A 13,573-nucleotide genomic window follows, 5' to 3' on the forward strand; every position below is an offset into this window, starting at 1 on the left:
AGGGGGTTTCCGTGAGATTTGACGGAGTTTTCGACGCCTAGCGTCGTGCAGCGCGGATCAGCAGGCGGCTCGCCTCGGCAAAGGCGAGGCGCTCTTCCTCGGCCTTGCGCCAGGCCTGCTCGGTGGGTTCCTTCGCCAGCTCTCGCTCCGCCGCGGCGAGGCGCAGGCGCGCCAGCATGTAGGCTTGGTCGGGCGAGATGTCGGGCCGGTCGCGCAGGACGGCCGCCGTCGCGTCGGCCGGCGAGGCATTTGGAGCCGCAGAGCTGTCGTGGACCAGACGGAGGAAAGAGCGCATGCATCAGACCTTGCAGGCATCACACCGAATCCACGCAGCAGCGTGGCCGGGCAAGAGAGTATCCGCCTTGTAGCGTTCAAGGCGGCCCTCGTCGATGCCTGAGTCTTGAGTAGGATAACGGAGGTCAGGCCGAGAGCAGCCGCCGGATCTCGATGTCCAGTTCGTCCGGCGAAAGGCTTTGATGCCTCGAGACGTGGAGGGCCGCCGCGGCGTTGCCATAGCGCGCAGCGTCGACGAGCGTGTCGCCGGCGGCGAGCCTCGCTGCCAGCGCGCCCGTGAAGGCGTCGCCCGCGCCATGGGTCGAGACGAGCTTCACCGGGAAGGCGGGAATGGAAACCGGCTCGGAACCGCGCTGTGCCACAACGAGACCGGCCCCTCCCAGCGTCACGACCGCGGCCGGCACCGTCTCCAGCAGCGCCTCGGCCGCTGCCGGCGCGCAGCGCGCATCCCGCAGCAGGATGCCTGAGATTTCCTCGGCCTCGATCTCGTTTGCCACCAGCACGTCGACCGAGAGGTCGGCCGGCATCGGCCGGGCCGGAGCCGCGTTCAGCACGACCAGCGAGCCGGAGCGCCGCGCGATGCGGGCTGCTGCGGCGTTCGCGGCATCGGGGATCTCGTTCTGCAGCACGACAGCTCCAGCACCATCGAACGCGGCGCGCGAGGCTTCGACGAACTCGGCGCCGATGGCGAGGTTCACGCCGGAGACGATGATGGCGCCGTAGTCGCCGGAGGGATCCACGATGGCCACGCTCATGCCTGAGCCATGGCCCGCCACGACCTGCACCAGCATCGTGTCGACACCCTCGGCCGCGAGGTTCTCGACCAGCCGGCGGCCGAAATCGTCGGCCCCCACGGCGCCCACCATGCGCGCCGCAGCACCAAGACGTGCGGCGGCGACCGCCTGGTTGCCGCCCTTGCCACCGAACTTCTGGCCCCACGCGGTGCCGCGCAGGGTTTCGCCCTTGCGGGGCCTATCGGGTGCCTCGACCATGATGTCGAGGTGCAGGCTGCCGACGACGGTCACCGCCGGGCGGTTGGAGAGCGCCATGGCTCAGCCCTCCCGGCCGTACAGCGCGCGCTGGACGATGACGTGGCTCGCCACCGCGTCCTGCCGGGCCATCGCGGCCTCCAGGGCCGTGTCGCCCTTCAGCCGCCCGGCGACGGCCCGCAGGGCTTCCACCGAGGCGATGTTCGCGGCGCATTCGCGCACAGGGTCGAGGCCCGTGTGGTCGGGAAAGGTGTCGAAGTAGATCACGCCGTCATAGCCGATGCGCTCGAGCGTCCAGAGCAGTTCCACGGTCTGCACCGGGTGGACCGCCCCTACCATGAGCCCGTCATCGCGCTTGCCCCATCCGTCGTTGAGATGGACGCCGTGCAGGACGGCGCGCTTGGCGATGAGCGTCGCGGCAAAGGCGGGGATCTCGTCGGCGAACAGAACATGCGCGAAATCCAGCGTGACGCCGACGTTCCTGCAGCCCGTATCGGCCACCGCGAGCAAAGTCGTCGCCGCGTCCGGCAGGAGGCTGAAGCTTCGTGGCTCGTTGGGCTTGTACTCGATGCTGACCGCGACGGCAGGATCGTGCGAGGCCACCTCGCGCAGCGCCTCCACCGTGTGGTCCCACATGGCGGAATAGTCGCCCTGGAAGGAGTAGTCGACGCCGTCCTGTCCCAGCCAGATCGTCATGACCTTGCCACCAGCAGCCGACATCGCGTCAACGCCACGCTTCGTCAGGTCGATGGCGGCGCGGCGGATCGCCGGGTCGGGATTGGTGAAGGCGCCGAGGCGGTAGGCGGGTTCGCCGTAGTAGCGCATGGCGAAGCCGTTCAGCGCGAGCCCAAGACCCGCCAGCCTGCCCTTCAGGTCGGCCTCCGAGCCGACGACATGATCGGGGTAGTTGAGGTCGACGGCGTTGAGACCCTCCACCGAGGCGGCACGCGCGAGCATGTCCTGCGTCGTCACGGTCCCGCCCGGTCCCGTCCCCCGCGCCCCGATCTTGAAGGCGTTCAGGCGGGCGGCATAGCTGTAGGCAAAGTTGCGCGACATCGGGGGCTCCGGGCGGAGCGCGACACTAGGCTGGCCCGGCGACGGCGTGCAAGGGACCGGCAGGAGGTGAGTGAAGGCGGCAGGAGACGGCGACTTGTCATCCCCGGCGGCCCGAAGGGCCGGAAAGGGGATCCAGGCTTTTGCCCAATGGCCCCGGGGGCCCCTTTCCCTCCGCCGATTCGCGGCTCCGGCCGGGGATGACACCTAACTGCGCAGCCTCGCTCCCTCGGGATCGTGCAGTGGAGCCAGGCGCACGGTGGCGCGGCAGGGCTCTCCGAAAATGTCGATCTCGAACGTCTCGCCGTCCCGCGCGAGCGCCGTCGGGACGTAGCCGCAGGCGAGGCTGCGGCCGACCCAGTGGCCGAAGGCGCCGGAGGTGACGTAGCCCACTGCAGCCCCGTCCTTCATGATCGACTCGTAGCCGACCACGTCCGCGTCCCTCGCCTCGACCTCCATGACGACAAAGCGGCGCTTCGGACCCGCCGCACGCTCGGCCAGAACGGCCTCGCGGCCAGTGAAGCCGTGCTTGTCGAACGATACGAAGCGGTCGAGCGCGGTCTCGGCGGGGGTGTAGTCGGGCCGAAAATCCTTGTTGAACGAGCCGTAGCCCTTCTCCAGCCGCAGCGAGGACAGTGCCCTTCCGCCGAACCGCGTGAGGCCGAACTCCGCGCCCGCCTCATGCAATTCGTCATCGAGCGTCGCGAGGTAGTCGGGCGTGGTCCAAATTTCGTAGCCGAGCTCGCCGGTGAAGCCCGCGCGGCCGACGATGGCCGGCGCGAGCCCCACCGCCGTCTCGCGCACGTCGAACAGCCGAAAGGCCGCCGGCGAGAGGTCGTCGCGCACCAGCTTCCGCAGCACGTCGCGCGCATGCGGCCCCGACAGTGAGAACCCCGCCAGGGTGGACGATGCCGCGCGCACGAAGACGTCGGCCGGCGGCTCCTGCTGCCAGAACCAGCGCATGTGGAACTCCTCGGCAAAGCCGGAGCCGACGATCAGGAAGCGGTCCTCGGCGAGGCAGGCGATGGAGAGGTCGCCGACGATGCGGCCCGCCGGGTTCAGCATCGGCGCCAGCGCGATCCGGCCCGGGCGCGGGATGCGGCAGGCGAAGACCCGGTCGAGCCAGGCGCGGGCGCCGCGGCCCGTCACCTCGTACTTGCCGTAGTTGGTCGTCTCGTAGAGCCCCACCTTCGTCCGAACGGCGTGGCACTCGGCCCGGACGTGCTCGAAGGCCTCGGAGCGGCGGTAGGTCGGCGTCTCCGTCGGCTCGACGCCGGGGGGTGCGAACCAGAGGGCGTGTTCAAGGCCGAAATTGGCGCCCATCACGCCGCCAGCAGCGACCAGCCGGTCATGGATGGGCGAGCGGCGCAGCGGACGGGCCGCCGTCAGTTCCTCGTTCGGGTAGGCGAGCCGGAAACGCCGGGCGTAGTTCTCCGGCACCTTGAGGCTGGTGTATTTCGGCGTGGCGAAGGCGCCGAAGCGCGAGACATCCATGGAGATGACGTCCTGCCCGGGATCGCCCTGCGTCATCCACCGCGACAGCACGAGCCCGATGCCGCCGCCCTGGCTGAAGCCGGCCATCACGGCGCAGGCCACCCAGTAGTTGCGGATGCCACGCACCGGCCCGACCAGCGGGTTTCCATCCGGCGCGAAGGTGAAAGGCCCGTTGATCGCCTTCCGGATTCCCGCGCGACCAATGACGGGGAAGTGGCTGAACCCGACCTCGAAATACGGCGCCAGCCGCTCGAGGTCGTCGGGAAGCAGCTGCATGGAAAAGTCGTCGGGGGTCTTCACCGGCGCCCAGACAACACCGTCCGGCTCGTAGGTGCCGATGAGGGCGCCCCTGCCCTCCTGGCGCACATAGATCTCGCCGGAGTAGTCCGTCGTGTTGACGATCTCCTTCTCCAGGCCCTCCAGCTCCGGGATAGCCTCTGTGAGGAGGTAGTGATGCGCCATGGCGAGCACGGGCAGGTTCGCGCCCACCATGCGGCCCACCTCGCGGGCCCAGAGCCCGGCGCAGTTGACGACGTGCTCGGCGCGGATAGTGCCCTTGTCCGTGACTACGTCCCAGGAATGGTCGGCGCGCTGGTTCAGCTCCAGCACCCGCGTGAAGCGCTCGACCTCGGCTCCCAACGTGCGGGCGGCCCTGGCGTAGGCGTGCGTCGTTCCGGAAGGGTCGCAGTGGCCACCGTCGGCTCGCCAGAGCGCGCCGATGAAGTGGCTGGTGTCGATCAGCGGGTTCAGCCGCTTCGCTTCCTCGAGCGGGATCATCTCGGTCTCCATGCCGAGATAGCGGGCGCGCGAGCAGATGAGCTTCAGCGAATCGAGCTCGCCCTGGTTGGCCGCCAGCATCAGGCCGCCATTGGGGTGGAGCCCGCAGGACTGGCCGGAGAGCTCCTCGATCTCGCGGTAGAGGTCGATCGTGTACTTCTGCAGGCGCGAGATATTGGCTTCGCCGTTGAAGGTGTGCATGCCGCCGGCGGCGTGCCAGGTCGAGCCCGAGGTCAGCTCGCTCTTTTCCACGAGCACGACGTCGCGCCAGCCCGCCTTGGCCAGATGGTAGAGCACGCTCGCGCCCACCACCCCGCCACCGATCACCACCGCCCTCGCCGTCGTCCGCATGCGCCTGCTCCCTTTGCTCCTCATTGAAGCCGGTTTCGGCGCCGCACAAGCGGAAACCGGGCGGCATTGCAGCGCGGATCCCACGCCCGCTGTGCTGCTGTTTGGCCAACGGGCGCGTCTGAAGACACGCGCTCCGGACCGCAGGTCTTCAGACCCGCATGGCGCCAGCGCTGGCGGAAAAAGCGCGTCTGAAGAGGCGCGGTCCGAGCGGCGGCGCTCTGGCGCGAGGTCCGCCCTGCCTGTAGCTTCCGACGGCCATGAGCGACACCGCATCCGCCGCGCCCGAAGCCTCCTCCCGCCGCAGGGAGCGGCGTGCCCCACGCGCGGCCCACGCCGCGACCCCGCCCTTGCCGAGGCTCGTCAACCGGTCGGCGCCTGTCGAGGTGCTGAGCGCCGAACAAGTCGAGCGGATCGTCGACGCGGCCTTCCGGGTCCTCGCCGAGCAGGGGCTCGAAATCCGCGGCGCCGCGGCACGCGAGATCTTCCGGCGGAACGGCGCGCTGGCGGACGAGGACACCCAGCTCGTGCGGATCCCGCGCGAGGTGGCCGAGGCCCATCTGGCGCATGCGCCTGCGAGCTTCGTCCTGCACGCCCGCAACCCCGCTCGCGACCTCCATGTCGGGGGCAACGTCGTCAATTTCGGCCCGGTGAACGGCGCACCGCACATAGCCGACGCCGAGGGCGGGCGCCGCTACGGCGACATTGCCGCCTTCGAGGACATTCTCAAGGTCACGCATGGCCTCGGCGTGCTGCACTGGCAGGGCGGCGTGGTCGTGGAGCCGACCGACATTCCCGTGCCGCTGCGGCAGCTCGCCATGTACCGGGCCCATGTCACATTGTCAGACATCGTCTGGGCGGCGCGCGGCGTCGGCGGCACGGCCGCCGAGGACGCGCTCGCCATCTCCGCCATCGAGCACGGCACGACGGTGGAAGCGCTGGCGGAGCGCCCTACCCTCCTCACGGTCACCAACGTCAACTCGCCCCGGCGGGTGGACGAGGAGATCCTCGACAACATCTTGGTCATGGCGCGGCATGGCCAGTGCGTCTGCATCACGCCCTTCACGCTGATGGGGGCGATGGCGCCGGTGACGCTGGCGGGAGCGCTGGTGCAGCAGACGGCCGAGGCGCTCGGCATCGTGGCCCTGGTGCAGATGGTCCGGCCGGGCTGCCCCGTCGTCATGGGCGGCTTTACCTCCAACGTCGACATGCGCACGGGCAGCCCCGCCTTCGGCACGCCGGAATACGTGAAGGCGACGCTGGCCACCGCGCAGCTGGGGCGCCGGCTCGGCCTGCCGGTCCGGGCCTCCGCGGTCTGCGCCTCTCCCTGCGTCGACGCCCAGGCCACCTACGAGACGGGGTTCTCGCTGTGGGCTGCCATCGCGTCCCACTCCCACCTCATCAACCACGCCGCGGGGTGGCTGGAGGGCGGGCTGACGGCGTCGATGGAGAAGATCGTCGTCGATGCCGAGATGCTGCGCGGCTGGGCCGAGATCCTCAAGCCGGTCGAGTTCACCGACGACGACATCGGGCTCGACGCCATCGCCCATGTCGCCCCGGGCGGGCACTATTTCGGCGAGGCGCATACGCTGGCGCGCTACGAGACAGCCTTCTACCGGCCGATCCTGTCGGACTGGTCCAACTACGAGAACTGGCGCGACGCGGGGGCAAAGGACGCGACGGCGCGCGCCTCCGGCGTCTGGCGAAGGCTGCGCGACGAGTACCAGCCGCCGCCGCTCGATCCCGCTATCCGCGAGGCGGTCGACGACTATGTGGCGCGGCGCTCCCGCGACATCGGCGCGTGAGCTCGCGCTTCGTCGTCAACGCGAGGATGTATTCGGTCACCGCCGAAGCGGAAGCCGCCTGGCAGGGCCTGCTCGCGCACGTGCTGGACGATGCGGGGCTGGGCGGCCTTGCCGGAGACTACGCCTACCTTCCCTGGCCCGCCCCGAAGCCGCTGGAGGATCTCTGGCGGCGGCCGGACCTCGGCTGCGCCTTCATGTGCGGCTACCCGATCGCTCTCGGCCTTGCCGACGTGACGCCGATCGCTGCGCCCCTGATCGACGCGCCATGGACGCAGGGGGCTCCTGTCTACCGGAGCGACCTCATCGTGCGCGCGGATTCGCCCTGGACGACACTGGAAGAGACCTTCGGCGGACGGGTGGGCTGGACTGTCGACCACTCGCATTCCGGCTTCAACGCCTTGAGGCGGCACCTGCTCCCGCACCTGCTCCCGGGCCGGCGAACGGTCTACGCCGGCGTGACGGGCAACCTCGTCACCGCACGCGCCATCCTCGATGCGGTGAAGGACGGCCGGATCGACATCGGCCCCCTCGATGCCTACTGGCACCTGCTGCTTCGCGCCTACCGGCCGGACCTCGTGGAAGGAGTCCGTACCCTCGTCTCCACTGACCTCGCGCCCGCCCCGGCCTTTGTCGCCGGACCCGATATGCCGGCTGAGCACGTGGCGCGGCTTGGTGCCGCGTTCGAGGCTGCTTCATCGCGGGTTTGGTTTCCCGACTTCGCGCACAAGTTGAAGATCGTCGGCTTTTCCCGAGTCACGCGAGTCACTTACGCGCCGATGTTGCAGTGGCGTGACGAGGCGCTGGCCGCGGGCTATCCGGAACCAAGGTGATCCACACAGGGGTGTCATCCCCGGCGCGCCGAAGGCGCGGGAAGGGGATCCAGCGTTTCGTTGCGGGCAGGGCCAGGGTGTCGGCGTAGCGTGCCCCTGGATCCCCATCCCCTCCGCCGCTTTGCGGCTCCGGCCGGGGATGACAAGGGTTGGGCCGTTCGCTCGGCGGAATGAAGCGCGGGCCCTCAGCCGCCGCGCTTGACCCTGCCGAAGGGGTGCAGTGCGCCGTCGTGTGAACGCAGGAGGAAACGGCGCGCCACGTCGAAGTAGCCTTTGTAGACGAGCCCGCCATTCTCCCGGACCAGCCGCTCGCGGTTCTCGGCATACCAGGCCGGGATCCTGTACCACGGTACCGTCGGCGCCTCGTGGTGCACGGCGTGGAGATTGTTGAACAGGAAGAGCGGCCCGAGGATCCAGGCATTCTCGACGATGGCGGTGCGCTCCGCCACGCCCTCGGCCGCGCGGTGCTCGGCAAAGGAGCGGATCAGCATCAGGCTCGTACCGGGATAGACGAAGGCGACCAGATAGAGCCAAAGCGGCATGCCGCAGACGACCGTGACCCACAGCACGACCGGGATGCACCAGAGCAGGTGCTCCGCCCAGACGCTCCTGACCTCCCGGTCGCCGGCCAAGACGGCGCGGATTTCGCCGCGCAGGAACAAGCCGGCGCTCCAGGCGGGCCCGATGACAAGGCGGCCGAGCAGCGTGGTCTGCGCCTGCACGAGGAAGCGCCCCACTGGCCCCAGCTCCTCCCAGGCTCCGGGCTCCCAGTAGTAGGATTCGGGGTCGTCGAAGGGGTCGGTCAGCCGGTCGTCCACATGGTGGAGAAGATGGCTGCGACGGTAGCGCTCATAGGGGATCCAGAGCGACAGCGGAACGATGCCGAGCAGCCGGTTGATGCGGCGCGAGCGCGTGGGGTGGCCGTGCAGGATCTCGTGCTGGAGAGAACTCTGCCACGCGACGAACCACGCTCCGCCGGCAACCAGCGCCCAGACCGGCAGGCTCTCCCACGCGAGCGTGAGCGCGATCCACCCACCGTAGATCACCGTCGTCAGCGCTGCCGTCGGCCACTCGACGGCTGCACGCGAGCGATGGACGGTCTTCGTGTCCCAGCGCTGTGCCGCCGCCCCGATCGCCTGATCCGACATGCCCGTTCCGAAGTGACGATATTCCAGTCACTTAAGCTCGCCGACTCACGACGTTATGGCAACGCTCGTGTTGTTACCGATGTGCAGCTTCTTATCGTTTCATCGCATGTTGTTGTGTTATATGAACGCTGTTTCCTGATATCTACAGTGGGGACAGGTTGTGGCCGTGAGACGTGTCGCCGACCCGGAGGAATTCCGCTCCCGGCTCAGGTCGGTGATCGATCGAACGGGCCTGAGCTTCGCGGCGTTCGCCCGCAAGGCGGGCATCGACCGCTCGACCCTCTCGCAGCTCCTCGATTCGGATGCAGACCGCCTGCCGCGGGCCGAGACGCTCGCCGCCATCGCAGCAGGCAGCAACGTCTCCGTCGACTGGCTGCTGGGACTGAGCCAGCGCGAGGAGATCGGCGCCGCCATCATCGAGGCCGTGCTTCGCATCGAAACGAGCCAGCAAAGTCCGCTGGACGACCGCTACGTCGAGTGGCTCAAGGAAGCCGCGGGATTTCGCATCAAGACGGTGCCGGCCACACTCCCCGACTTCCTGAAGACGGAAGCGGTCCTGCGGTTCGAATATGCGCCCTCGGTCAGCGTCGACGCGGAACGCAGCCTGGAACTCGCCCGCGCCCGGCTGGACTTCTGCCGCCGGCCGGACACCGAGGTGGAAGCGGCCGTGCCGCTGCAGGCCTTCCAGGCCTTGGCCTCGGGAGCCGGCATCTGGGCCGGCATGCCGGCATCCGACAGGCGTGCCCAGCTGCAGCACGCCGCCACGCTCTACGACGAGCTCTACCCCGGCGTGCGGCTCTATCTGTTCGACGCGCTCGCGACTTTCTCGGTGCCTTTCACGGTCTTCGGGCAGAAGCGGACGGTCGTCTATCTCGGCGACAGCTACCTCGTGCTTAACGCGATCGAGCACATCCGTGCATTCGCCCAGCGCTTCGACGCGCTGATCCGGGCCAGCGTGGTGCAACCCCACGCCGCGCGCGACCACATCGTCGCTCTCGCGGCACAAGTCCGGGGGTGAGAACCTCCTCCGCGGACCGGGGCGGGCATTACCCTCGCAACGTCTTTGCGGTCGCCTCGTCGGCAGGGAAGAACGCCTCGATGGCGAGTTCGGCCAGGGTGACGTCGACCGGGGTGCCGAAGACGGTCGTCGTCGACAGGAACGAGAGCGTGCCCGCGGGCGTGGCGAGTTCGAGAGGCACCGCCACCCCCGCATAGTCGCGCTGCTCCACCAGGCGCGGCCTGGCGCGGGGCGCGGGAAGCGCCGCGAGTTCGTCGGCCAGAGCCGCGAGGACGGCGTCCGCCGTCGTCCAGACCTGCTGGCGGAGCCGTTCCAGGATATGCGCGCGCCATTCCGCCAGGTTGAGAATGCGCGGCGCAAGGCCGCCGGGGTGAAGCGACAGCCGCAGCACGTTCACCGGCGGCTGCAGCAGGGACAGGTCCGCAACGCCTTCGAGCAGCGGCGGAACGGCGGCGTTGGCAGCCACGAGCGTCCAGTGACGGTCCACGGCGAGCGCGGGGAAAGGCTCGTGGCCCTTCAGCACGAGGTCCACGGCAGCGCGGGCGGCCTGCATGGCGGGGTCGGTGAGCGGCCGTTCCTGAAACATGGGCGCGTACCCGGCGGCGAGAAGGAGGGCGTTGCGCTCCCGCAGCGGCACGTCCAGCTCCTCGGCGAGGCGCAGCACCATCTCGCGGCTGGGCAGCGAGCGGCCGCTCTCGACGAAGCTGAGGTGCCGTTGCGAGATCTCGGCATCGAGGGAGAGGTCGAGCTGGGAGCGGCGGCGACGCAGTCGCCACTCGCGAAGCTGCTGGCCGACCGTTCCTGCAGGGGATGGGGCAGTGCGCATGAGCCCTCCTACCAGGCGGGCTTGCGCGGCGCGATGACGTGAGAGGTAATCGCCCTACCGCGCCACCCGTGCGCTCACCGTGACGACCAGCATGAGCGAAGCGACGAGCAGGAGCGCGATGGGCAGGCTCGTGCCCTGCGCGACGAAGCCGACCATCGCCGGACCGAGCAGCACACCGGCATAGCCGATCGTCGTGATCGCCGAGACCGCATGGCTGCCGGGCATGAGCGTCTGCCGGCCACCGAGCGAGAACAGCACCGGGACAATGTTCGACGCGCCCGCGCCGACCAGCACGAACCCCGCGATCGCGGCCACCGGCGAGGGAGCCGCCACGGCGAAGGTGAAGCCGGCCGCCACGAGCAGCGATCCGAACAGGAGGATGCGCACCCCACCGAGCGCGGCGACCACCCGGTCGCCGACGAGCCGCCCGATGGTCATCGCCGTGGCAAAGGCGGCATAGCCGAAGCCCGCGCTCGCGGGGTCCATGCCCTTGCCGGAGAGGAACAGCGCGCCCCAGTCGAGCACCACGCCCTCGGCGAGGAACACGATGAAGCAGAGCACGCCCAGGAACAGTACGGGTCCTCGCGGGGCCACGAAGAGCGGCACGTCGCTCTCCCTGTTGCCGTAGGTCAGCAGCCCGGGCGCCGCCACCGCGAGAAGCGCCGCGCAGACCAGGGCAACGAGGCTGATGGCGAAAAGTGGCGTTGCCCCGAGCCAGAGCAGCAGGCTCACGAAGGCGGAGCCGACGATGCCGCCGACGCTCCACAGGCCGTGAAAGCCGGACATCATCGGCCGCCCGGCGTCTTTCTCGACGTGAACGGCCTGCATGTTCATCGCCACGTCCATGGTGCCCATGGCGCCGCCGAAGGCGAGAAGCGCCACCCCCAACGCAGCGAAGGTCGAGCCGATGGCGAGGAGCGGCAAAGCGAGGCAGAGCACGATTCCGGGGATCAGGATCAGGGCTTTGCAGCCGAAGCGGCCCAGCAGGATGCCGGTGACCGGCATGGTGACCACCGAGCCGAGACCCAGGCAAAGCAGCAGCGCGCCGAGGGACGCGTCGTCGGCGCCGAGGCGCTCTTTGGCGAAGGGAACGAGCGGCGCCCAGCCACCGACCGACACGCCGACGACGAAGAACGCCGCGCGGGTCGCCCACTGCTCGCGAAGACCCGACACATGGTCCATCGCGGAAACGGTGCCGGCCCTCGCGTTCATGCCCTCGATCTCCTCGCCCGGCAATGCGGCCGGGGCTCGAGCGGCTGACTCGCACTTCCCGCCGCGCCGGGCAAGCAAAGGCTTGGCGCTGAGCCCTACGCCGGACTGCGCGACAGCAGGAATGTCCGGACAGCGGGATCGTCGGTCAGGCCGGCGGCGCGGGAATAGGCTTCCGACGCGTCGGGGATGCGCCCGAGACGCGCCAGCATGTGCGCCCTCGCGGCCCAGTAGGGCTGGTAGCCTGCCATGCGGTCAGCCGGCAGTTCGGCGAGCAGCGCGAGACCGGCATCCGGCCCGTAGGCTTCCGCCCGGGCTGCGGCGCGTGCCACGAGCACGCCGAGAGTGGGCGCGATGGCGGCCAGCCCTTCGTAGAGCACCGCGATGTTCTCCCAGTCCGTCCGGCCGGTGATGCCGCGCCCGGCATGGACCGACTGGATGGCCGCTTCCAGTTGAAACCTCCCGAGGCGGCCAGCCCGTCCGGCCTCACCGAGGTGGCGCTCGGCCTCCGCGATCATCTGCACGATCCATAGCTCTGGATCCTGCTCGACGAGGGGCACGAACTCGCCCTTCATGCGCCGGGCCGGACGCCTCGCCTCGCAGTGGAGCATGAGCGCCAGCAGCCCACGCGGCTCCGGCTCTCCCGGCAGGAGGTCGACGAGCACGCGACCGAGCCAGATTGCCTCCTCGGCAAGGCCCTGCGTGGCGCCGCCGGCGCCTGCGACATCGTCCCAGCCGCTGCCGAAAGCGGCGTAGACGGCCTGCAGCACGGCATCCAGCCGCTCGGGCATATCTGCCCTCTCGGGTACGGCGAAGGCGAGGCCGGCCTCGCGGATCCGCGTCTTGGCCCGAACGAGGCGCTGGCTCATCGTCGCCGGGTGAACGAGAAAGGCGGAGGCGATCCGGGCAGCGTCGAGGCCCAGCACGGCCTGCAGCATCAGGGGCGTACGGGCCGCCTCGTCGATGTCGGGGTGGGCGCAGACGAACATCAGGCGCAGGCGCTCGTCCGGGATGGTCGATGCTTCGGTGCCTGCCTCGCCGCGCGCCGCGGCCAGCATCTCCAGCGTCGGCTGCGCGCCGGCATGAACGGCACGGGACCGCCCCGAACGGATCAGCGACCGCCGGGCGACCGTCAGCAGCCACGCCTCCGGCCGGTCGGGGATGCCGCGCTCGGGCCAGGCCTCGAGCGCCTTGCGAAAGGCTTCCGCAAGGGCGTCCTCGGCGGCGGTGACGTCCCGCCACTCGCGCGCCAGCCAGGCCAGGAGCCGGCCGTAGGAGAGCCGCGCGGCCTGTTCCGCCGCGCGGCGAGCCTCCGTGTGGCCGGCTCCCGGCATCGGCTCAGGCCACCGGGGCGCCGGCCGGCGGCCGCATGATCGGGCGCACTTCCGAAAAGCCGTAGCTCGCGGCCGGCGAACGGGCCGCCCATTCCAGCGCCGTCTCCAGGTCCGGCACGTCGACGACGAAGAACCCGCCCAGATTTTCCTTGCTGTCGGGGTGGGGGCCGTCCTGCACCTGCCTGCGCCCGTCGCGCACCCGCACCAGCGTGCCGGTGGGGGGCGGCTCCAGACCGTAGCCCGTCACCACGATGCCGCTCTCGCGCAGTGCACCGATATAGGCGCCCCACGCGCCCCAATACGGGCCCGACCGCTCGGGATCCGTGCGGACAGCGACTTGTTCGTTCGGTTCCCAGAAGGAGATCATGTACTGCATGGCTCGACCCTACCTTTGGCTTGGCTTTTGTCAGCGTGGCACGCCGTCCCGTCCGGGAGGCATGGAGGAGGT

The 13,573-nt window shown here is 69.8% G+C and carries 12 protein-coding genes; 3 read left to right on the forward strand and 9 right to left on the reverse strand.

Going from position 1 to position 13,573, the window contains the following annotated elements; all coding sequences use genetic code 11:
- Positions 1-37: 37 nt before the first annotated feature.
- From AC5JCN_RS11855 to AC5JCN_RS11870, 4 genes are all read right to left on the reverse strand, one after another.
- Positions 38-295, reverse strand: coding sequence for a hypothetical protein (locus AC5JCN_RS11855; RefSeq protein ID WP_495755266.1), 258 nt, complete (start codon positions 293-295; stop codon positions 38-40).
- Positions 296-419: 124 nt separating this feature from the next.
- Complete coding sequence (locus tag AC5JCN_RS11860; RefSeq protein WP_495755267.1) at positions 420-1,343, reverse strand: PfkB family carbohydrate kinase; 924 nt, start codon at positions 1,341-1,343, stop codon at positions 420-422.
- A 3-nt stretch (positions 1,344-1,346) separates the two neighbouring features.
- On the reverse strand, positions 1,347-2,339 hold the full coding sequence (locus AC5JCN_RS11865) for a TIM barrel protein (RefSeq protein ID WP_495755268.1): 993 nt from the start codon (positions 2,337-2,339) through the stop codon (positions 1,347-1,349).
- A 204-nt stretch (positions 2,340-2,543) separates the two neighbouring features.
- Positions 2,544-4,958 carry a GcvT family protein gene (locus tag AC5JCN_RS11870; RefSeq protein ID WP_495755269.1) on the reverse strand — a complete coding sequence of 805 codons (2,415 nt, stop codon included), beginning with the start codon at positions 4,956-4,958 and terminating at the stop codon, positions 2,544-2,546.
- 257 nt (positions 4,959-5,215) lie between these two features.
- Between AC5JCN_RS11870 and AC5JCN_RS11875 the strand changes: the two genes are divergently transcribed.
- Positions 5,216-6,760, forward strand: coding sequence for a trimethylamine methyltransferase family protein (locus tag AC5JCN_RS11875; RefSeq protein ID WP_495755270.1), 1,545 nt, complete (start codon positions 5,216-5,218; stop codon positions 6,758-6,760).
- The gene (locus AC5JCN_RS11880) at positions 6,757-7,590 is read left to right on the forward strand and encodes a phosphate/phosphite/phosphonate ABC transporter substrate-binding protein (protein WP_495755271.1); all 834 of its coding nucleotides are present in this window, start codon (positions 6,757-6,759) and stop codon (positions 7,588-7,590) included. The genes AC5JCN_RS11875 and AC5JCN_RS11880 overlap by 4 nt, the downstream gene beginning before the upstream one ends.
- Positions 7,591-7,775: 185 nt before the next feature.
- Here the strand turns inward: AC5JCN_RS11880 and AC5JCN_RS11885 are convergent, their stop codons facing one another.
- On the reverse strand, positions 7,776-8,738 hold the full coding sequence (locus tag AC5JCN_RS11885) for a fatty acid desaturase (RefSeq protein ID WP_495755272.1): 963 nt from the start codon (positions 8,736-8,738) through the stop codon (positions 7,776-7,778).
- 166 nt (positions 8,739-8,904) lie between these two features.
- Here AC5JCN_RS11885 and AC5JCN_RS11890 point away from each other — a divergent pair, with 166 nt between their 5' ends.
- Entirely contained in the window at positions 8,905-9,756 is an 852-nt protein-coding gene (locus AC5JCN_RS11890) for a helix-turn-helix domain-containing protein (RefSeq protein WP_495755273.1), read from the forward strand.
- A 28-nt stretch (positions 9,757-9,784) separates the two neighbouring features.
- On the opposite strand, the gene AC5JCN_RS11895 is transcribed toward AC5JCN_RS11890, so the two are convergent.
- The 4 genes from AC5JCN_RS11895 to AC5JCN_RS11910 form a co-directional block, all read right to left on the reverse strand.
- Positions 9,785-10,582, reverse strand: coding sequence for a helix-turn-helix transcriptional regulator (locus tag AC5JCN_RS11895; RefSeq protein ID WP_495755274.1), 798 nt, complete (start codon positions 10,580-10,582; stop codon positions 9,785-9,787).
- 54 nt (positions 10,583-10,636) lie between these two features.
- On the reverse strand, positions 10,637-11,794 hold the full coding sequence (locus tag AC5JCN_RS11900) for an MFS transporter (RefSeq protein ID WP_495755275.1): 1,158 nt from the start codon (positions 11,792-11,794) through the stop codon (positions 10,637-10,639).
- A gap of 95 nt (positions 11,795-11,889) precedes the next feature.
- Positions 11,890-13,125 carry an RNA polymerase sigma factor gene (locus AC5JCN_RS11905; RefSeq protein ID WP_495755276.1) on the reverse strand — a complete coding sequence of 412 codons (1,236 nt, stop codon included), beginning with the start codon at positions 13,123-13,125 and terminating at the stop codon, positions 11,890-11,892.
- A gap of 4 nt (positions 13,126-13,129) precedes the next feature.
- Complete coding sequence (locus AC5JCN_RS11910) at positions 13,130-13,501, reverse strand: YciI family protein (protein ID WP_495755277.1); 372 nt, start codon at positions 13,499-13,501, stop codon at positions 13,130-13,132.
- Between the last annotated feature and the right edge of the window lie 72 nt (positions 13,502-13,573).

The sequence above is a fragment of the Alsobacter sp. genome (assembly GCF_059501845.1).

What these genes read in the sequence shown, in the direction of transcription:
- AC5JCN_RS11900 (WP_495755275.1), bottom strand. Translation starts at nt 11,794, where the DNA reads ATGAACGCGAGGGCCGGCACCGTTTCCGCGATGGACCATGTGTCGGGT.
- AC5JCN_RS11870 (WP_495755269.1), bottom strand. Translation starts at nt 4,958, where the DNA reads ATGCGGACGACGGCGAGGGCGGTGGTGATCGGTGGCGGGGTGGTGGGC.
- AC5JCN_RS11855 (WP_495755266.1), bottom strand. Translation starts at nt 295, where the DNA reads ATGCGCTCTTTCCTCCGTCTGGTCCACGACAGCTCTGCGGCTCCAAAT.
- AC5JCN_RS11875 (WP_495755270.1), top strand. Translation starts at nt 5,216, where the DNA reads ATGAGCGACACCGCATCCGCCGCGCCCGAAGCCTCCTCCCGCCGCAGG.
- AC5JCN_RS11895 (WP_495755274.1), bottom strand. Translation starts at nt 10,582, where the DNA reads ATGCGCACTGCCCCATCCCCTGCAGGAACGGTCGGCCAGCAGCTTCGC.
- AC5JCN_RS11885 (WP_495755272.1), bottom strand. Translation starts at nt 8,738, where the DNA reads ATGTCGGATCAGGCGATCGGGGCGGCGGCACAGCGCTGGGACACGAAG.
- AC5JCN_RS11905 (WP_495755276.1), bottom strand. Translation starts at nt 13,125, where the DNA reads ATGCCGGGAGCCGGCCACACGGAGGCTCGCCGCGCGGCGGAACAGGCC.
- AC5JCN_RS11860 (WP_495755267.1), bottom strand. Translation starts at nt 1,343, where the DNA reads ATGGCGCTCTCCAACCGCCCGGCGGTGACCGTCGTCGGCAGCCTGCAC.
- AC5JCN_RS11865 (WP_495755268.1), bottom strand. Translation starts at nt 2,339, where the DNA reads ATGTCGCGCAACTTTGCCTACAGCTATGCCGCCCGCCTGAACGCCTTC.
- AC5JCN_RS11910 (WP_495755277.1), bottom strand. Translation starts at nt 13,501, where the DNA reads ATGCAGTACATGATCTCCTTCTGGGAACCGAACGAACAAGTCGCTGTC.